This is a genomic window from Halomonas sp. SS10-MC5 (assembly GCF_015992245.1).
Classification (GTDB): Bacteria; Pseudomonadota; Gammaproteobacteria; order Pseudomonadales; family Halomonadaceae; genus Halomonas; species Halomonas sulfidoxydans.
On record NZ_CP065435.1, the window covers coordinates 882,634 to 901,386 of the forward strand.

Here is an 18,753-nt window from a genome sequence, read left to right on the forward strand (position 1 = left end):
GGCCAGCCCCTGGCTGGCCGCTTGCCACCTCAGAACGTTTCCCACTCCTCCTCGGCGACGTGCGACGCTGGCACCTTGCGCGGCCTGGGATCCGCGACGGGGCGCGGCAGCGCGGCGGGCGCGGCTCGCTGCTTTGGCTGGCTGTCACCATCCTCGCCGAGCACGAAGGTGCCGACCAGGTCGCTGAGGTGCTGCGCGTGGCGGCGCATCTCGGTGGCGGTGGTGGAGGTCTGCTGCACCATGGCGGCGTTCTGCTGGGTCATGGTATCCATCTCGGCCACGGCGGTGTTGATCTGACCGATGCCGGCGTTCTGCTCGCGTGCCCCCGCGCTGATCTCGGCGATCACGTCGCTGACCCGCGCGACGCTGGTGACGATCTCCTGCATGGTGGCGCCGGCTCGCTGGACGATCTCGCTGCCGTCGCGGGCATGGGCGACGGAGGTGTTGATCAGGTCACGGATCTCCTTGGCGGCTTCGCCCGAGCGGCTGGCCAGGGTGCGCACTTCCTGGGCCACCACGGCGAAGCCGCGGCCGTGCTCGCCGGCGCGGGCCGCTTCCACCGAGGCGTTGAGCGCCAGGATGTTGGTCTGGAAGGCGATGCCGTCGATCAGGCCGACGATCTCGGCGATGCGGCTCGACGAGGCATCGATGTCGGCCATGGTGCGCTCGACCCGCTGCATGGCGCTCTCCCCGTCGCGGGCGACCTGAGAAGTCGCCACCACCAGCTGGTTGGCCTGTTCGGCCGACTCGGTGCTGTGATTCACCGTGGCGGTGATCTCCTCCATCGAAGCGGAGGTCTCCTGCAGGTTGGCCGCGGCCTGTTCGGTGCGGGTGGCGAGTTCGTCGCTACCCTGGGCGATCTCCTCGGCGGCCTGGTTCACGCTCGCGGTGCTGCGGCGCACGTCGCGCAGGGTATCCTGCATGCGCGAGACGAAGGCGTTGAACTGGGCGGCCAGCTCACCGATCTCGTCGCGGCTCTCCGCCTTCAACCGGCGGGTCAGGTCGCCCTGGCCCTTGGCGATGTCGCGCATGGCCTCGGCGGTGCGGCGGATCGGTGCCACGGTGCGGCGTACCAGCCAGGTCGATACCGCGGCCACGCCGGCGAACAGCACCAGGCCGATCAGCGTCGAGGTCAGAATGGACTGGCGCAGCTCGGCGGCCGCCTGAGCCCTGGCCTCGGCCATGGCGGCATCGATGTCGGTGATGTAGACCCCGGCGCCGAGCATCCAGTCGAACTCGGGCACGTTGACGGCATAGGAGTACTTGGTTTCGATGCTGCGGGAACCGGGATATTCCCAAGGATAGGAGTAGAAGCCGCCGCCCTGGCGGGCTACGTCGATCAGGTCGCGGATGATGTAGGCGCCATCGGGTGCCTGCACGCCGATCATGTTGGTGCCTTCGCGCTCGGGCATCGGCGCGGTGACCACGTTGAGCCCATCGTGCTGATAGGCGAAGACGTAGTTGCCTCCCTCGAAGCGGATGGCGCGCAGGATCTCGGCGGCGCGCTCGCGCTTGTCGGCGTCGCTGAGGGTGGAGGCTTCTAGGATGGGCTGGATGGCCGAGTGAGCGCTCTCGACCACATCGCGAACCCCGGCCTTGCGTGTCTCGATGAGTAGTTCGCGCTGGTGTGCCAGATTGACTTGGCTGTCCTTGGCGCGGGTATAGCCGTCGATGACTACTAGGCTGAGGGTGGTCAACAGCAGGGGTAACAAGACCAAAAGCAGAAGCCGGGTCTGGAGTTGCAGGGAGAAGGAGGCCTTGGAAGCCGAAGCGTGCATTGCGAAACCTCGAAGCTGGGAGTGTACTGATACGGTTGTCAGTACTTACTAACTTCGGCCGGCTCCGGCGGTTCTTTAGGCTGGTGGGCTACAACGTTAGTCATGAAGCAGCCCATACGAGCATATGGCACCCCCTCTCAGGGGGCGTCGCGCAGGCGGGTCAGCCCCTCCTGTGCCGTCGAGGCCACCAGCCGCCCGCTGCGGTCGTAGATGCTGCCGCGGGCGAAACCGCGGGCGCCCCCGGCCCAGGGGCTGTCCATGTCGTAGAGCAGCCAGTCGTTGACCTTGACGTCGTGATGGAACCACAGCGCATGGTCGAGGCTGGCGATCTGCAACCGGGGGTCGCGGAAGGTGATGCCATGTGGCACCAGCGAGGTGGTCAGCAGGTTGAAGTCGGAGCTGTAGGCCAGCAGGTAGCGGTGCAGGGCGGGATCGTCGGGCAGCTCGCCGGTGAGGCGGAACCACAGCCGCTTGCGCGAGGGCTGGCCCGGTTCGGACTCGTCGCCCAGGTGCAGGAACTCGATGGGGTGGCCGGGAAAGCGCTCCAGGCGCGCATGCGGCTCCTCTTCCAGCACGTCGGGTAGTGTCACGCTGGGCATCGCCATCTGATGGCTCATGCTCTCCTCGCGGCCGTGGAACGAGGCGCTGCAGAAGAAGATGGGCCGCCCCTTCTGGATGGCGGTGACGCGCCGGGTCGTGAAACTGCCGCCGTCGCGCACGGCGTCCACCTGATAGACTACCGGGCGATGAGGGTCGCCGGGGCGCAGGAAGTAACCGTGCAGCGAATGCGCCTGACGGCTGGCGTCCACCGTGTGGGTGGCGGCCGAGAGTGCCTGGCCGAGCACCTGGCCGCCGAACAGTTGCGGCAGGCCGAGATCCTGGCTGCGACCGCGGAACAGGTTTTCCTCGATCTCTTCCAGGCCGAGCAGATCGACGAGCGCGTTCAGGGCATCGGTCATGGGGCTTCCTCGGGAAGTATCATACGGTTGTTTCAGACAGCATAACGGAGTCGGCGCCGATGCGCAGTGACGAATTCTACATGCACCGGGCGCTGGACCAAGCCCGCGAGGGGCTGGCCGCCAACGAGGTGCCGGTAGGGGCCGTGGTGGTAGACCCGGCGGGAGAGATCGTCGGTGCCGGCTACAACGCCCCGGTCTCGGGCCACGACCCCAGCGGCCACGCCGAGATTCGCGCGCTGCGCGATGCCGCCGGCCGGCTGGGCAACTACCGCCTCGATGGTTGCACCCTCTACGTCACCCTGGAGCCCTGCCTGATGTGCACCGGGGCGATCATTCACGCACGCATCGCGCGGCTGGTCTATGGCGCCGCCGAACCGCGCACCGGCATGGTGGAGTCGAAGGCCAACCTGTTCGCCCAGCCCTGGTTCAACCACCGGGTCGCGGTGGAAGGGGGCGTGCTGGCGGCGCGCGCTTCCCGCCTGCTCAAGGCCTTTTTCGAGGCCCGGCGCGAGAATGGCGGGGCTCCTTCAGGCTCTCTCGACGGTGGTTAATGCCGGGGCGACCCTGACCCGATTGCGGCCCTCGGCCTTGGCGCGGTAGAGCGCGTCGTCGGCGGCCAGTACTCCGGCAGCACGTAGCTGGCCAGTGCCAGTGCCAGGGCCAGCGGCAGCAGGGCAAACCCGACCAGCGTCCTGGCCGCCGCATGCCAGCCCCGCAGCTGCATCAGCTTGGCCAGGACGAGCATTCCGGTCAGGCCAGTGGCGACGAGTTCGTGCAACGAAGGCCCGCCATCCACGAGCACGACGCCGAGGACCAGGGGCACGCTGGCCAGGCAGGTGAGGATGAAGTCGGCGTGTTGGTGCTTGGTCACGCCCTTGCTAGAGAAGTGGCGAGATGATGTCGAACAGTGGGGCGTCGTGATCCTCGCCGCCCGACGAATCGGTGAGCTGCAGGTACTGCTGCTGGCTGCGGTCGACGTAGGTCAGGATCTCGTGGTAACGCCGAATGTTGCGCACGTAGATGACCGGTTCGCCGCCGCGGGCGTAGCCATGGCGAGTCTTGCTGTGCCATTCATGCTGCTGCAGCAGCGGCAGCGCCTCGCGCACGTCCCGCCAGCTGTCGGGGTCGCCGCCGCGCTCCTCGGCGATCGTGCGCGCGTCGTAGAGATGGCCGAGCCCCACGTTGTAGGCGGCCATGGCCATGTAGAGCCGGTCCTCGCCCTGGATCGATTCGGGCAGGCGCTCCTTGAGCTGGCGCAGGTAGCGGGCGCCACCGCTCACGCTCTGGGCCGGGTCGAGGCGATCGCTCACGCCCATCTCCCCTGCAGTGGGCAGGGTCAGCATCATCAGGCCGCGTACGCCGGTGGGGGAGGTGGCCTCGGGATCCCAGTGCGATTCCTGGTAGCCCAGCGCCGCCAGCAGCTTCCAGTCAAAGCCGGTATCGCGCGCCGCCTCGCGAAACAGCTCGGCGTAGGCGGGCAGGCGTTCGTCGAGGTGGGCGAGGAAGGTCCGTGCGCCGACGTATTCCAGGTAATCGTCATGGCCGAAGTGGCGAACGACCAGCTCGTCAAGCCGCCCCTCCTGCTGCAGGCGGGTGAGGAAGCGGTTGGCCTCCTGCTGTAGTCCCAGGCCGCCCTTGGCGGGAAAGGCCCAGGCCAGGGAGAGCGGCTTGCCCAGCGGGAAGCCGCGTTCGACCCCGGGGAAAAAGATCCGGTTGATGCGGAACTGATGCTCGAAGACCACGGCGGCATCCAGGCCGCCGTTCTCGACCTGGCTCAGCAGCTCGGCGACCTCCACCTCCGGTGATTCGCGCCAGCCCAGCTCCGGATGGTCGGCCTGCAGTTCGCGCAGCACGCGATCGGTCCCCGAGTCGCGAATGGTACCGACGTTGAGACCGGCCAGGTCGTTGATCTCCGTGACCGGCGGCAGGCCGCGGCGATAGACCAGCAGCGGTTGCAGGTCGAGGATCGGGCGACTATAGATGAGGTCTGGCTGGGTCAGGTCCAACGGCAGGGCGGCTGCGGCCAGGTCGCCTTCCTGGCGCGCCGCCTCCAGCGCGCTCTGGATGTGATGGCGCGAGTCCAGGGTCAGGCTGACGCCGAGGAACTCGGCGAAGTGGCGCATCAGTTCGTACTCGAACCCGGTCGGGCCGTGGCGCCCCTCGTAGTAGGTCGTCGGCGTGTTGCGCGTGTGGATGCTGATGAAGTCGCGCGCCCGGATCGCTTCCAGCAGGCCCTTGGGCGGGGCGAAGTGGCGATAGGGCGCCAGGCACAGGACGACTCCCAGCAGCAACAGGGCGGCCAGGCGCAGGCGGCTCAGCAGGACACGACTATCGAACTCGGGCATTCAGGCGACGATCGGCGACGGGAGCTTCACGATAACGGCCCGGGGCACAGCTGTCATCTGTTGCATTTCGTCTGCCCGTCGCTTTCCAGTATCATGTCGCCTTTCTGCGCCGCCGTGCGGCCCACCTTCCTCCGCTTGCTTCAGAGGCTTCAAGACATGCTCGAACTTCGAGGCGCGCCTGCCCTTTCCGCTTTCCGTCACGACAAGCTGCTGGCTGCCCTGCGCGCACGGGTTCCCGAGGTCGAGTCCCTGCACGCCGCCTACGTGCACTTCGTGGATCACGACGGTGAATTTTCCGACGAGGAGCGCAACCTGCTCGGCCAGCTGCTCGACTACGGCATCAGGAGCGAGAGCGACGGCTCCGGAAGCGAGCTGGACGGCGAGGGCCAGTTGTTCCTGGTGGTGCCGCGTATCGGTACCCAGTCGCCGTGGTCGTCCAAGGCCACCGACATCGCCCGCAACTGCGGCCTGGGCCGGGTGCGCCGGATCGAGCGCGGCATCGCCTATCGGGTAGCGCTCAAGGCGCCGATGTCCGAGGCGGCATTCACCGCGATGGTCGAAATCCTCCACGATCGCATGACCGAGAGCGTACTGACCGACGCCTCCGATGCCGCCCGGCTGTTTGCCCATCATGAGCCGGCGCCGCTGGGACAGGTGGATGTTCTCGAAGGGGGCAGGGCGGCGCTGGAGGAAGCCAACATTGCGCTGGGCCTGGCCCTGGCCGAGGACGAGATCGACTACCTGGTCGAGGCGTTTGGCGAACTTGAGCGCAACCCCACCGACGTCGAGCTGATGATGTTCGCTCAGGCCAACTCCGAGCACTGCCGGCACAAGATCTTCAACGCCGACTGGGTGATCGACGGCGAGGCGCAGAGTCATTCGCTGTTCAAGATGATCAAGAACACCTACCAGGCCTCGCCCGACGACATCCTCTCGGCCTACAGCGACAACGCTGCGGTGATCAAGGGGGCCGAGGCGCCGCGCTTCTTCGCCGCGCCTTTGACCGGCAAGGCCGCCGAGCGCGCCGTGTACGCTGCGCAACGCGAGCCGATCCATATCCTGATGAAGGTGGAGACCCACAATCACCCCACCGCCATCGCGCCCTATCCCGGGGCGGCCACCGGTGCCGGCGGTGAGATCCGCGACGAAGGGGCCACCGGCGTCGGCGGCAAGCCCAAGGCCGGCCTCACCGGCTTCACCGTCTCCAACCTGCGCATTCCGGAGTTCGTGCAGCCTTGGGAGGCGTTCGACTACGGCAAGCCCGGGCGCATGCAGTCGGCGCTTGCGATCATGCTCGAAGGACCGATCGGCGGAGCCTCGTTCAACAACGAATTCGGGCGCCCCAACCTCGCCGGCTACTTCCGTACCTACGAGCAGGACACCCTGGGGGCGGGAGGCATCGAACGGCGCGGCTACCACAAGCCGATCATGCTCGCCGGCGGCTACGGCAACATCCGCGAAGGCCACGTGCAGAAGGGCGAGATCCCCGTCGGCGGCAAGCTGATCGTGATGGGCGGGCCGGCCATGCTGATCGGCCTGGGTGGCGGGGCGGCCTCGTCGATGGCCTCCGGCGCCTCCAGCGCCGACCTCGACTTCGCCTCGGTGCAGCGCGAGAACCCCGAGATGGAGCGCCGCGCCCAGGAAGTGATCGACCGCTGCTGGGCACTGGGCGAGGCCAATCCCATCCGCTTCTTCCACGATGTCGGTGCCGGCGGGCTCTCCAACGCCCTGCCCGAGCTGGTCAAGGACGGCGGCCGTGGCGGTCGCTTCGAGCTGCGCGCGGTGCCCAATGCCGAGCCCGGTATGAGCCCGCTGGAGATCTGGTGCAACGAGGCCCAGGAGCGCTACGTGCTGGCCGTGGCACCGGAGGATCTCGACACCTTCGATGCGCTGTGCGCCCGCGAGCGCTGCCCCTACGCCGTGGTCGGCGAGGCCACCGAGGCGCATCACCTGGAGGTTCGCGACGGCCATTTTGCGACCAGGCCCGTCGACCTGCCGATGAGCGTGCTGTTCGGCAAGCCGCCCAGGATGCAGCGCGAGTTCCAGCGCGAGGCGCTCGAGCTGCCCGGCGTAATGCTCGACAACCTCGACCTGCGCGAGGCCATGGAGCGCGTGCTGCGCCTGCCCACCGTGGCTTCCAAGAGCTTCCTGATCACCATCGGCGATCGCTCCATCACCGGCATGGTGGCCCGCGACCAGATGGTCGGCCCGTGGCAGGTGCCGGTGGCCGACGTCGCCGTCACCACGGCGAGCTACGACACCCATGCCGGCGAGGCCATGGCCATGGGGGAGCGTCCGCCGGTGGCGCTGATCGACCCGGCGGCGAGCGCCCGCCTGGCGGTGGCCGAGACCATCACCAACCTGGCGGCGGCGCCCATCGAGAAGCTCGGTGACATCAAGCTCTCGGCGAACTGGATGAGCGCCGCCGACCATGTCGGCGAGAACCAGGCGCTGTACGATGCGGTTCACGCGGTGGGCATGGAACTCTGCCCGCGGCTCGGCATCGCCATTCCGGTGGGCAAGGACTCCATGTCGATGCGCACCGCCTGGCAGGAGGGAGACGACGAGAAGAGCGTCACCGCGCCGCTGTCGCTGGTGGTGACCGGCTTTGCCCCGGTCACCGACGCGCTGAAGGCCCTGACGCCGCAGATCAACCTCGACCAGGACGAGTCCGACCTGATCCTGATCGACCTGGGGGGCGGCAGGAATCGCCTGGGCGGCTCGGCGCTGGCCCAGGTCTATGGCCAGGTGGGCAACGAATGTCCCGACCTCGACGACCCCGAGGATCTCGAGGCCTTCTTTGCCGTGATCCAGGGCCTCAACCGCGACGGCAAGCTGCTGGCCTACCACGACCGCAGCGACGGCGGCCTGCTGGTCACGCTGCTGGAGATGGCGTTTGCCGCCCATGCCGGTCTCGAGATCAAGCTGGACTGGCTAATCGACGAGCCGACCCAGGCGGTGGACGCGCTGTTCGCCGAGGAGCTCGGCGCAGTGATCCAGGTCAACCGCCAGCACACCGAGGAGGTGCTGGCCCAGTTCGCCGCCGCCGGCATCGAGACCTGCGGTGTCATCGCCCGGCCGCGCTACGACGACCAGGTGCGCGTGACCCTGTTCGAGGAGCCGCTGCTCGAGACCACCCGGCTGCTGGCCCAGCGCACCTGGGCCGAGACCAGCTACCGCATGCAGGCGCTGCGCGACAACCCTGACTGCGCCAAGAACGAGTTCGACGGTCTGCTCGACGGCCGTGACCCGGGGCTGTCGGTCAGCCCCACCTTCGACGTGGACGAGAACGTCGCCGCCCCCTTCGTCAATGCAACGCGGCCGGCGGTGGCGATCCTGCGCGAGCAGGGCGTCAACGGCCATCTGGAGATGGCCTGGGCCTTCGACCACGCCGGCTTCGAGGCGGTGGACGTGCACATGAGCGACATCCTCGAGGGGCGCGTCGATCTTGAGGCGTTCAAGGGACTGGTCGCCTGCGGCGGCTTCTCCTACGGCGACGTGCTCGGCGCCGGCGGCGGCTGGGCCAAGTCGGTGCTGTTCAACCCGCGGGCGCGGGAGCAGTTCGCGGCGTTCTTCGAGCGCGACGACAGCTTCGGCCTCGGCGTGTGCAATGGCTGCCAGATGTTCGCCCAGCTCAAGTCGCTGATCCCCGGCGCCGAGCACTGGCCGCGCTTCGTGCGCAACGAGTCCGAACAGTTCGAGGCGCGGGTGGCCATGGTGCAGGTGGAGCAGAGCCCCTCGATCCTGCTTTCCGGCATGCAGGGCTCACGCCTGCCGATCGCCGTGGCCCACGGCGAGGGCCGCGCCGAGTTCCGCGACAGCGCCCACCTGCGCAGCATGCAGGGCAGCGCCCAGGTCGCGCTGCGCTACGTCGACAACTACGGCCAGGTGACCACCCACTACCCGGCCAACCCCAACGGCTCGCCTTCCGGGATCACCGGCCTGACCACGCCGGACGGCCGCGTCACCATCATGATGCCGCACCCCGAGCGCGTGGTGCGGGCGGTCACCAACTCCTGGCGTCCCGCGGAGTGGACGAAGGATGGCGCCTGGATGCGGCTGTTCCGCAACGCCCGCGTTTGGCTGGGCTGAGCGCCCGCCACAAGGAAAGAGGCGGCCCGCGGGCCGCCTCTTCGTTTGCTGCTGTCTTGGCTCATCCCTGCCGCTGCGTAACGCCACTGACCGGCAAAGGCGTCGCTGTCAAGCGCGCTGTACCATCTGTGTCAGTTCGTCGCGAGACGCGAGAAAACCCTCGAGCACGGTATGCTCTGCTCGCTTCTGCTTGATCACCGCCGTGAGGGCGGGGTAGAGCGCCGGGACGGTGCTGGCTTCGCGCAGGTGCTCATGGAAGTGCAGCGAGTAGCCCGCGTCGGTTACCGCCTGGGTCAGGACTTCGAAGGCCATGGCGTGGGTATTGACGAAGAACGGTGGAGCGGAGGCCGCGCTTGGCTGTGTCGGGGGCGAGGAGGATTCCGGCAGCCCCAGCTGGCGCGAGAGGCGGCGCAGTTCCTCGACGCGCATTTCGCACTGGATGCCGAGCGAGGCCATCAGGCGGCTCACGGCGGTATCGAAAGGCAGGAAGCTGAAGGCAAGACGTCGGTAGCGTGCTACCTCGGCGCGCTCGTGCGCCTCGGCGAGTGTCAATAGCTCATCCAGCACCAGGGCCAGCCTGGTGATCCTTGTTGGTTTTTCTGGCATGGCGGTGTCCTCTTTTCGAAGGCCGAGCGTCAGCCGCTTCCCCGCATCGTCTGCGGCTTGTCATGATGCTCAGAGAATGCCCCCGGTTTGCATGACCTTCATCAAATTTCGCGACGTTTAGGTCTGACGAACCAGTGATTCCATCCGCGGGTATGGCGAGAGCCACACTATTTCCCCATTGCCCTGAGGTGGCCTCGCCAGACACAGCACTGAACTTTCACTATAGACGAATTGGGAAAGAAACCATCGAAGCAAAATGAAACGAATGTTTGACAACTGTTGCCGTCGCGCCAGACTGCCCTGACGAATCGCATGAGGCAGCAGACATGACACGACGAGTCTTTCATGAGCGGGTGACGCTGGCGTTTCAGGATCATGTCGCCGAGGTTGCCCTGGCGCGGCCGCGCGAGCACAACGGTCTCGACTGGGCGATGATCGATGCGCTGCTGGCGGCGCAGCAGCACCTGTGCGAACTCCAGGGGCTGCGCGCCGTGGTACTCCGGGGGGAGGGGGAGAGTTTCTGCGCCGGGCTCGACATGGCTGCGATCCTGTCTCGCCCGGAGCGTCTGCCCGCGCTGCTGGCGCCCGACGAGCGTGGCATCGACCCGGTGCAGCGGCTGGCGCTGGGCTGGCGCGAGGCCGGCGTGCCGGTGATCGCCGCCCTGCACGGGCACGTCTATGGCGGCGGGTTGCAGATCGCCCTGGGCGCCGATGTGCGCGTGGTGCATCCCGAGGCCCGGCTGGCGCTGCTGGAGATCGTCTGGGGCATCATTCCCGACATGGCCATCAGCGTGACGGGCGAGAGCATTCGCAGCGACGTGCTGCGCGAGCTGGCCTGGACCGGGCGCAAGGTGGCCGGTCGCGAGGCCGTTGCGCTCGGCCTGGCCACGCGCCTGGCCGACGACCCGCAGGGCACCGCTCGCGAGATCGCCACGGCGGTGGCGGCGCGCTCGCCCAAGGCCGTGGCCGCGGTGCATGAGCTCTTTGCCCGCTCGGCCGGCATGTCCGAGCGCGAGCGCCTGGCGCTGGAGGCCAGCCTGCAGCGCGGCCTGCTCGGCGGCGAGGAACAACGGGAAGCGGTAGCGGCGCGGATGGCCGGTCGCGAGCCGCGCTTCGGGGATTCGTAGTGACCTCGCCATCGCTGAGGCCCTACCAGCACGAGGCCGTGCGCCGCGTCGTGACGCACTTCCGCCACTCCGACGAGCCGGCCGTGGTGGTGCTGCCCACCGGCAGCGGCAAGTCGCTGGTCATCGCCGAGCTGGCACGCCTGGCACGCGGGCGGGTGCTGGTGCTGGCCCACGTGCGCGAGCTGGTGGAGCAGAACCACGCCAAGTACCTGGCCTACGGCCTCGAGGCCGACATCTTCAGCGCCGGGCTGGGGCGCAAGGAGAGCGCGCGCCAGGTGGTGTTCGGTTCGGTGCAGTCGGTAGTGCGCCACCTGGCGCGCTTCGACGACGGCAATTTCACCCTGCTGGTGATCGACGAATGCCACCGTGTCGCGCCGGACAAGGACGCCAGCTACCGCCGCGTCATCGACGCGCTCAAGCGGGCCAATCCCCGGCTCAAGGTGCTGGGGCTGACCGCCACGCCATACCGCCTGGGCCAGGGCTTCATCTACCATCGACATCACCACGGCATGGTGCGCGGCGAAGAGGACTGCTTCTTTCGCGACTGCGTGTTCGAGCAGCCGCTGAGACTGATGGTCAAGCAGGGCTATCTGGCGCCGCCGCGGCGTATCGACGCAGCGGTCGAGCGCTACGACTTCTCGGCGCTGGCGCCGGCAGCGAACGGCCTGTTCCGTGAAGAGGAGCTCAACCGTGTGACGGCGGGCAATCGCGCCACGCCGGGCATCGTCGCCGAGATCGTCGCGCGCGCCGACGGCCGCCAGGGCGTGATGCTGTTTGCCGCCACGGTAGCCCACGCCGAGGAAATCCTCGGCTACCTGCCGTCGGCCGAGGCGGCGCTCGTTACCGGCACGACGCCGCCGCGCGAGCGCGAGCGACTCATCGCCGCCTTCAAGGCCCGCGAGCTCAAGTACCTGGTCAACGTGGCGGTGCTCACCACCGGCTTCGACGCGCCCCATGTCGACCTGATCGCCATCCTGCGGCCCACCGAGTCGGTGAGCCTCTACCAGCAGATCGTCGGCCGCGGCCTGCGCCTTGCGCCGGGCAAGGGCGACTGTCTGATCCTAGATTATGCCGGCAACCCCTGGGACCTCTACGCCCCCGAAGTGGGCAGTCCGCGGCCGGCCTCGGATACCGAGCCGGTGCAGGTCGAGTGCCCCGCCTGCGGCCATGCCAACCTGTTCTGGGGTCGCAAGGAGGGGGAGCTCGTCATCGAGCACTTCGGTCGCCGCTGTCAGGGCTTGGTCGGGGACGACACGGGCAGGCGTCGGCAGTGCGACTTTCGCTTTCGCTTCAAGGTGTGCGGCGACTGCGGCGCCGAGAACGATATCGCCGCGCGGCGCTGTCACGGCTGCCAGGCGCTGCTGGTGGATGCCGACGACAAGCTCAAGGAGGCGCTGCGCCTTCGCGATGCCCGCGTGCTGCGGGTGGCTGGCATGCAGCTCGAGGCCACGGTCAACGGCCGCGGGCTGTCGCGGCTCAAGGTCACCTATCACGACGAGGATGGGGCGAGCCTGAGTGAGTGGTTTGCCCTCGAGACGCCGGCCCAACGTGCCGCCTTCGCTGCGGTGTTCCTGCGCGACCATCTGCGTGCGCCGGGAGCGCGCTGGCAGCCGCTGAGCGCCGAGGAGGTCATCGCCGAGCGCCGGCGCCTGCGCCATCCCGACTTCGTGGTGGGGCGCAAGGTGGGGCGCCACTGGCAGGTGCGTGAAAAGCTGTTCGACTACACCGGGCGCTACCGCAGGGCGGAAACCGCGGAGTAGAGGGGAGCGCCGCGTTGGCGGGAACGCTGTTTCTCGCACCGCCAACTTGCTAGACTGGCCCGTTGATTGAGCATTCCCCGAGAGGCCAGCCCCGCGTGAGCGAGACGCCCCCCACGGCAGTTGCCGAGCCGCCGGTCGCGAGCGACGCCGAGAGCCAGTCGGCGGTGCTGGCGCGGCTGTTCGACGAGCCGATCACCGAGCTGCCCGAGGATCTCTACATCCCGCCGGAAGCGCTGCGCATCTTCCTCGAGGCGTTCGAGGGGCCGCTTGACCTGCTGCTCTACCTGATCCGCCGCCAGAACCTCGACATCCTGGCCATCGACGTGGCCGCCATCACTCGCCAGTACATCGAGTACGTGGAGCTGATGAAGGCCATGGAGATCGAGCTCGCCGGCGAGTACCTGCTGATGGCGGCGATGCTGGCCGAGATCAAGTCGCGCACCCTGCTGCCGCGTCCGCCCCGGGAGGGCGGGGAGGAGGACGAGGACGACCCGCGCGCCGAGCTGATCCGCCGCCTGCAGGAGTACGAGCAGCTCAAGAGCGCCGCCGAGGCGCTGGCCGAGCTGCCGCGGGTGGGCCGCGACTGGTTCCCGGCACGGGCGGCATTGCCGCCGCTGCAGGCGCGGGTGATCCACCCCAACGTCGAGCTCGACGAGCTGCTCGGTGCGCTGGCCGGCATCCTGCGTCGCGCCGAACTCAACCAGGCGCACCAGGTGGGGCGCGAGGTGCTGTCGACCCGCGAGCGCATGCTGGCGATCATGGAGCGGCTCAATCACGAGCACTACACACCGTTCGAGGCGCTGTTCACCCTCGAGGAGGGGCGCGCCGGGGTGATCGTCACCTTCATGGCCATCCTCGAGCTGGCCAAGGAGACGATGATCGAGATCGTGCAGAACGCGCCGCTGTCGCCGATCCATGTGCGCGCCCGGGCACCGCGGGAGGAGGGGGGGACGTTGGTCTTCGAGGAGGATGGCACCGACGTCGAGAGCCCCTTTGTTGAAGCCTCGGTGGGCGAAGAAGGCGAGAGCATGCCTCGGGGGGATGACGCTGAATGACCGCCATGGAGCTGCCCGACAGCCTCGACGAGATCCTCGAGGCGGCGCTGCTGGCAGCGGCCGAACCGCTGTCGCTGGAGCGCCTCGAGGGGCTGTTCGACGATCACGAGCGGCCCCGGCGACGCAGCCTGCGCGAGGCGCTGGAGCGCGTCGCGGCGCGCCACGACCGCGGCGCCATGGAGCTGATCGAGACCGCCTCGGGCTACCAGCTGCGCATTCGCCCGCGCCTGTCGCCCTGGGTCTCGCGGCTGTGGGACGAGCGCCCGCAGCGCTACTCGCGAGCGCTGCTGGAGACCCTGGCGCTTATCGCCTATCGCCAGCCGGTGACTCGCGGCGACATCGAGGAGGTGCGCGGGGTGGCGGTGAGCAGCTCGATCATGCGCACGCTGGCCGAACGCGGCTGGATTCGCGTGGTCGGACACCGTGACGTGCCGGGCCGCCCGGCGGTCTATGCCACCACCCGCCAGTTCCTCGATGACTTCGGCCTCAAGACCCTGGATGAGCTGCCGCCCATGCATGAGCTCAAGGGCATGGCGGAGCCGATCTTCGAGGACGAAGCCCCGCCGCCGCCCAGCACCCTGCTGGCCCAGGCCGACGAGGCGGCGAGCGGCGATGAGGAAGGCGTCGGCGATGATGGCGGTTACGACAGCGAAGACGACGAGGAAGATGGCGAAGTAGGGGCTGGGCGTATCGTCACGGAGGATACGCTCGCCGAAGCGACGGCCGGGACGGCCGACGTAGCACACGCCGGGAAGGCGTCCGACAGGCCAGGGCTGAGCTTCGCCGATCTCGAAGCGCGCCTGGCCGAACGTGCCCGTACCAGCGTCGACGATGACGGCGGAGCGGGGGCGGAATCCACCGACGACGAGAAGTCAGACGACACATGACCAGCAACACCGAAAAACTGCAGAAGGTCCTGGCCCGGGCTGGGTTGGGCTCGCGCCGCGAGATGGAAGCGGCCATCGAGGCCGGCCGCGTCAAGGTCAACGGCAAGGTCGCCACGCTTGGCGACCGCATCGAGATGCGCGACCGGGTCGCCTTCGACGACCGCCCGGTGACCCTGCGCGGCGCCGAGGAAACCCCACGCCGGGTGATCATGTACAACAAGCCGGAAGGCGAGCTGTGCACGCGCAAGGATCCAGAAGGGCGGCGTACCGTGTTCGAGCGCTTGCCGCGCCTCAAGGGCGAACGCTGGATCGCCATTGGCCGCCTGGACATCAACACCAGCGGCCTGCTGCTGTTCACCACCGACGGCGAGCTGGCCAACCGGCTGATGCATCCTTCCGCCCAGATCGAGCGCGAGTACGCCGTACGGGTGATGGGCGAGGTGCGCAAGGAACATATCGTGGCCATGGTCGAGGGCGTCATGCTCGAGGATGGCCCGGCGCGCTTCACCGACGTGCAGGAGTTCGGCGGCGAAGGCATCAACACCTGGTTCCACGTGGTGATCATGGAAGGGCGCAACCGCGAGGTGCGCCGGCTGTGGGAATCCCAGGGGCTCACGGTGAGCCGCCTGAAGCGGGTGCGCTACGGCAATATCTTCCTCGACAAGCGGGCCAAGGCCGGCGAGTGGGTGGAACTCTCCCAGGACGAGATCGACGACCTGGCGCAGTCCGCCGGCCTGGCGCCGCGCAAGGTGCCCGAGCTGACGCCGGACGAGAAGAACCGCTGGAGCCGCGACAAGCACAAGCGTCGCCCGGTGCAGGCGATGCGTAAGCCCAGGAATGCCAAGGGCAGATAGCGAACGCAGGCAGGACGAAAGTCAAAAAAGTCCTTGCCAGCCCAGGGTACGATCAGTAATATCTGCACCCGTTCGGAAGGGTCGTTAGCTCAGTTGGTAGAGCAGTTGGCTTTTAACCAATTGGTCGTAGGTTCGAATCCTACACGACCCACCATTCCGGGCCTGGATGCTTGTCTGCAAGTGCTGGGTCGTTAGCTCAGTTGGTAGAGCAGTTGGCTTTTAACCAATTGGTCGTAGGTTCGAATCCTACACGACCCACCAGATCTCGCGCCCCCGCCTCGAAAGAGGCGGGGGCGCTCTGCTATGGGCCGGGGGTGTTCCAGGAGCGACGCCCTCGAGCCCCGCGTCGGCCGCGCGGCCGACGCGGAGGCCATGGGATGGCCACGACCACCGCGAAGTGGTGTAAGATACGGCTATGGGTTGAGGTGGCGAGAGACGCCGTTATCAGCCCCAGGCGTATCGTCCGTGCGGAGCGCGCGGTTGGCGATGCACCCCGGTACACGCAGGGGGAGCCCCTGCCGGTCACAGTGGTAGACACGATGACAATCATGACTTCCCGCCTCGAGGTGCGCGAGCACCTCGCCCGCGCTTACTGCCCGACCCGCATTCCGGCCGAGGACGAAGCGCGCATCGACGAGATCAAGCGCCTCCTCGAGCAGCACAATGCGGTGCTGGTGGCGCATTACTACACCGACGATGCCATCCAGCAGCTGGCCGAGGAGACCGGCGGCTGCGTGGCCGATTCGCTGGAAATGGCCCGCTTCGGGGCGCGTCACGACGCCGATACCCTGGTGGTGGCCGGCGTACGCTTCATGGGCGAGACGGCCAAGATCCTCTCGCCCGAGAAGCGCGTGTTGATGCCCACGCTGGAGGCGAACTGCTCGCTCGACATCGGTTGCCCGGCCGACGAGTTCAGTGCCTTCTGCGATCAGCATCCCGACCGCACCGTGGTGGTCTACGCCAACACCTCGGCGGCGGTGAAGGCGCGCGCCGACTGGGTGGTGACTTCCTCCATCGCGGTGGACGTCATCGAGCACCTGCAGGCCCGCGGCGAGAAGATCCTGTGGGCGCCGGACAAGCACCTGGGCGGCTACATCCAGCAGAAGACCGGCGCCGACATGCTGCTGTGGGACGGCGCCTGCATCGTCCACGAGGAGTTCAAGGCCAAGGGCATCGAGGACCTGAAAGGGCTCTATCCCGACGCCGCCGTGCTGGTGCACCCGGAATCGCCGGCCTCGGTGGTGGCGCTGGCCGATGTCGCCGGCTCGACCTCGCAGCTGATCAAGGCGGCCAGGGAGCTGCCGAACGACAAGCTGATCGTCGCCACCGACCGCGGCATCTTCTTCAAGATGCAGCAGATGGTGCCCGACAAGACCCTGTTCGAGGCGCCCACCGCCGGCAACGGCGCGACCTGCAAGAGCTGCGCTCACTGCCCGTGGATGGCGATGAACGCACTGGACAACCTGGCTGGCGCCTTGCGTGAGGGCAGCGGCGAGATCTTCGTCGACGCCGAGCTGCGCCTGAGGGCGCTCAAGCCGCTGGAGCGCATGCTCAACTTCAATTCCTGAGCTTCGGGCTTCGGGCTTCGGGCTTCGGGCTTCGGGCTTCGGGCTTCGGGCTTCGGGCTTCGGGCTTCGGGCTTCGGGCTTCGGGCTTCGGGCTTCGGGTAAAAAGCCCGTGACGTTGTCACGGGCTTTTTACCCTAAACTGCTCGCGGCTCGCGGCTCGCGGCTCGCGGCTCGCGGCTCGCGGCTCGCGGCTCGCGGCTCAGAACTTTTCCATCGTCTCGCGATAACCGACGAAATCCTCGCGGCGCTGCTCGATGCGCGCCAGGGCGTTGCCGTCGCCGCTCTGTTCCGCCACTCGGCGGGCCACGTCGAGCTGGCGGATGGCGCGATCGATCTCGCCGGTGAGCTGCATCTGCTCGGCCCGTGCCAGGTGGCCCCAGGCCTCGCGGCCGCTGCGACCGGCGGCTTCGGCGAGCAGGGTGAAGATCTGCGGGTCCTCGGGGCGTCGGCTGGCCAGCTCGTTCAGAATTCGATAGGCCGCGTCGGGGTCGCGCTGCAGCAGCGCTTCGCCCAGGATGCGGGTGGCCGGCACATGGCCCGGCATCAGGCGCAGGATGCGCCGGCTGCGCTCGATGGCCTCGTCGTAGCGGCCGGCCGTGAAGGCGACCTCGGCGGCGCTGACGGGCAGCAGGGCGAGATCGGGCAGCTCGCGTGCCAGGCCGTCGAGCTGATTCAGCGCGGTGTCGGTCTGGCCGTGGTGGGCGGCGATCAAGGCGTCGAGATAGCGTCTGGCCGCCGCTGGTGCATCATCCTGGGCCAGGCGCGTCGCCGCCTGCTGCGGGTCGCGCTGGTTCACCGCCAGCAGCGCCCGGGCGCGCACCAGGTGATAGATCGGGTCACCCTCGCGGGGACGCATGGGCTCGAGCTGCGAGGCGCGGGACTCGGCATCGCTGATACGCGACTCGGTCAGCGGATGGGTGAGCAGGAACTCCGGCGGGTTGCCGCCCTGCAGGCTCACCTGGCGCTGCATGGCGCGGAACATCCTGACCATGGCGTCGGGGTCGAAGCCCGCCTGGGCCATGGTCTGCAGGCCGAGGCGGTCGGCCTCCTGCTCGAAGCGCCGCGAATAGGCCAGTTGATCCTGGACGAAGGCGGCCTGGGAGCCCATGGCGGCGGCGATGCCGGCGTCGCCGCCGCCGCTGGCGGCGATCAGCATGCCTGCCAGCATCGCCGCCATGGCGGGCAGCTGGGTCTGCTCGGCGCGTGCCTGGCCGCGTGAATAGTGGCGCTGGGCGAGGTGGCCCAGCTCGTGGGCCAGTACCGAAGCGACGGCATCCTCCTCGCTGGCGAAAGCGAACAGGCCGGCATTGACGCCAATGACGCCGCCCGGCACGGCAAAGGCATTGAGGGCGCGGTTGTCCACCAGCGTCACCACGGTATTGGCGTCGGTAAGCCCGCTGTGGGGGAGCAGGCGGGACACCAGCGATTCGACGTAGTCTTGCGCAATCGGGTCCTGCCAGGCGGTGACCCGAGCGCGGAACTGGCGCAGCCAGGCCCGGCCCAGGCGGAACTCCTCGCCGGTGATGGCCTGGCTGCTGCCGGTCAGGCTGGGCAGCCCATAGTCTTGCGTGGCGTTCGCCGGCGCCGCTGAGCTCAGGCCCAGGGTCAGCGCGATGGCGCCGGTGGTCAGGCAGGTTCGGGTCTTGCGCAGCATGTGCCAGTCTCGTTCGAAGCGGCGGTCGGTTCTCTATCCGACATTGATTCGGCCCGCAAAGTGCCTTT

The 18,753-nt window shown here is 68.2% G+C and carries 14 protein-coding genes and 2 tRNA genes; 10 read left to right on the plus strand and 6 right to left on the minus strand.

From position 1 onward, the window contains the following. Nucleotides 1-29: 29 nt before the first annotated feature. Both I4484_RS04170 and I4484_RS04175 read right to left on the minus strand, forming a co-directional pair. Nucleotides 30-1,778 carry a methyl-accepting chemotaxis protein gene (locus I4484_RS04170; protein ID WP_197449762.1) on the minus strand — a complete coding sequence of 583 codons (1,749 nt, stop codon included), beginning with the start codon at nt 1,776-1,778 and terminating at the stop codon, nt 30-32. A 137-nt stretch (nt 1,779-1,915) separates the two neighbouring features. Beyond that, entirely contained in the window at nt 1,916-2,737 is an 822-nt protein-coding gene (locus tag I4484_RS04175; protein ID WP_197449763.1) for an acyl-CoA thioesterase II, read from the minus strand. Between the two features lie 59 nt (nt 2,738-2,796). Between I4484_RS04175 and tadA the strand changes: the two genes are divergently transcribed. After that, nucleotides 2,797-3,288 (plus strand): tRNA adenosine(34) deaminase TadA, encoded by a 492-nt coding sequence (gene tadA, locus I4484_RS04180; RefSeq protein ID WP_197449764.1) that lies wholly within the window; start codon nt 2,797-2,799, stop codon nt 3,286-3,288. Here the strand turns inward: tadA and I4484_RS04185 are convergent. Together I4484_RS04185 and mltF are read right to left on the minus strand one after the other, a co-directional pair. After that, the gene (locus I4484_RS04185) at nt 3,285-3,608 is read right to left on the minus strand and encodes a hypothetical protein (protein ID WP_197449765.1); all 324 of its coding nucleotides are present in this window, start codon (nt 3,606-3,608) and stop codon (nt 3,285-3,287) included. The two genes, tadA and I4484_RS04185, sit on opposite strands and share 4 nt — an antisense overlap. A 7-nt stretch (nt 3,609-3,615) precedes the next feature. Then, nucleotides 3,616-5,082 (minus strand): membrane-bound lytic murein transglycosylase MltF, encoded by a 1,467-nt coding sequence (gene mltF, locus I4484_RS04190; protein WP_197449766.1) that lies wholly within the window; start codon nt 5,080-5,082, stop codon nt 3,616-3,618. 156 nt (nt 5,083-5,238) lie between these two features. On the opposite strand from mltF, the gene purL reads away from it, so the two are divergent. Continuing rightward, nucleotides 5,239-9,174 carry a phosphoribosylformylglycinamidine synthase gene (gene purL / locus I4484_RS04195; protein WP_197449767.1) on the plus strand — a complete coding sequence of 1,312 codons (3,936 nt, stop codon included), beginning with the start codon at nt 5,239-5,241 and terminating at the stop codon, nt 9,172-9,174. A 108-nt stretch (nt 9,175-9,282) separates the two neighbouring features. Here the strand turns inward: purL and I4484_RS04200 are convergent, their stop codons facing one another. Continuing rightward, on the minus strand, nt 9,283-9,780 hold the full coding sequence (locus tag I4484_RS04200; RefSeq protein ID WP_197449768.1) for a hypothetical protein: 498 nt from the start codon (nt 9,778-9,780) through the stop codon (nt 9,283-9,285). A 326-nt stretch (nt 9,781-10,106) separates the two neighbouring features. On the opposite strand from I4484_RS04200, the gene I4484_RS04205 reads away from it, so the two are divergent. The 8 genes from I4484_RS04205 to nadA all read left to right on the plus strand — a co-directional run bounded on the left by I4484_RS04205 (nt 10,107) and on the right by nadA (nt 17,031). Continuing rightward, entirely contained in the window at nt 10,107-10,907 is an 801-nt protein-coding gene (locus I4484_RS04205; RefSeq protein WP_197449769.1) for a crotonase/enoyl-CoA hydratase family protein, read from the plus strand. Continuing rightward, a complete protein-coding gene (locus I4484_RS04210; protein ID WP_197449770.1) occupies nt 10,907-12,667 on the plus strand; it encodes a DEAD/DEAH box helicase in 1,761 nt (586 codons plus the stop codon). The genes I4484_RS04205 and I4484_RS04210 overlap by 1 nt, the downstream gene beginning before the upstream one ends. Before the next feature lie 95 nt (nt 12,668-12,762). After that, nucleotides 12,763-13,722: a ScpA family protein gene (locus I4484_RS04215; protein ID WP_197449771.1), complete on the plus strand. Its 960-nt coding sequence runs from the start codon at nt 12,763-12,765 to the stop codon at nt 13,720-13,722. Continuing rightward, nucleotides 13,719-14,609: an SMC-Scp complex subunit ScpB gene (gene scpB, locus I4484_RS04220; RefSeq protein WP_197449772.1), complete on the plus strand. Its 891-nt coding sequence runs from the start codon at nt 13,719-13,721 to the stop codon at nt 14,607-14,609. The genes I4484_RS04215 and scpB overlap by 4 nt, the downstream gene beginning before the upstream one ends. Next, the gene (gene rluB, locus I4484_RS04225) at nt 14,606-15,463 is read left to right on the plus strand and encodes a 23S rRNA pseudouridine(2605) synthase RluB (RefSeq protein WP_197449773.1); all 858 of its coding nucleotides are present in this window, start codon (nt 14,606-14,608) and stop codon (nt 15,461-15,463) included. Before scpB ends, rluB begins: the two co-directional genes overlap by 4 nt. Nucleotides 15,464-15,541: 78 nt before the next feature. Continuing rightward, a tRNA-Lys gene (locus I4484_RS04230) sits at nt 15,542-15,617 on the plus strand. A gap of 31 nt (nt 15,618-15,648) precedes the next feature. Then, nucleotides 15,649-15,724: transfer RNA gene (locus tag I4484_RS04235), tRNA-Lys, on the plus strand. 287 nt (nt 15,725-16,011) lie between these two features. Then, nucleotides 16,012-17,031 carry a quinolinate synthase NadA gene (gene nadA, locus I4484_RS04240; RefSeq protein ID WP_197449774.1) on the plus strand — a complete coding sequence of 340 codons (1,020 nt, stop codon included), beginning with the start codon at nt 16,012-16,014 and terminating at the stop codon, nt 17,029-17,031. Between the two features lie 199 nt (nt 17,032-17,230). Here nadA and I4484_RS04245 read toward each other — a convergent pair whose 3' ends face one another. After that, complete coding sequence (locus I4484_RS04245; protein WP_197449775.1) at nt 17,231-18,685, minus strand: M48 family metalloprotease; 1,455 nt, start codon at nt 18,683-18,685, stop codon at nt 17,231-17,233. Nucleotides 18,686-18,753: the final 68 nt, after the last annotated feature.

Coding starts and splice junctions, on each gene's coding strand:
- rluB (WP_197449773.1), top strand. CDS start 14,606: ATGACCAGCAACACCGAAAAACTGCAGAAGGTCCTGGCCCGGGCTGGG.
- I4484_RS04205 (WP_197449769.1), top strand. CDS start 10,107: ATGACACGACGAGTCTTTCATGAGCGGGTGACGCTGGCGTTTCAGGAT.
- scpB (WP_197449772.1), top strand. CDS start 13,719: ATGACCGCCATGGAGCTGCCCGACAGCCTCGACGAGATCCTCGAGGCG.
- I4484_RS04175 (WP_197449763.1), bottom strand. CDS start 2,737: ATGACCGATGCCCTGAACGCGCTCGTCGATCTGCTCGGCCTGGAAGAG.
- purL (WP_197449767.1), top strand. CDS start 5,239: ATGCTCGAACTTCGAGGCGCGCCTGCCCTTTCCGCTTTCCGTCACGAC.
- I4484_RS04245 (WP_197449775.1), bottom strand. CDS start 18,685: ATGCTGCGCAAGACCCGAACCTGCCTGACCACCGGCGCCATCGCGCTG.
- mltF (WP_197449766.1), bottom strand. CDS start 5,082: ATGCCCGAGTTCGATAGTCGTGTCCTGCTGAGCCGCCTGCGCCTGGCC.
- tadA (WP_197449764.1), top strand. CDS start 2,797: ATGCGCAGTGACGAATTCTACATGCACCGGGCGCTGGACCAAGCCCGC.
- I4484_RS04170 (WP_197449762.1), bottom strand. CDS start 1,778: ATGCACGCTTCGGCTTCCAAGGCCTCCTTCTCCCTGCAACTCCAGACC.
- I4484_RS04200 (WP_197449768.1), bottom strand. CDS start 9,780: ATGCCAGAAAAACCAACAAGGATCACCAGGCTGGCCCTGGTGCTGGAT.
- nadA (WP_197449774.1), top strand. CDS start 16,012: ATGACTTCCCGCCTCGAGGTGCGCGAGCACCTCGCCCGCGCTTACTGC.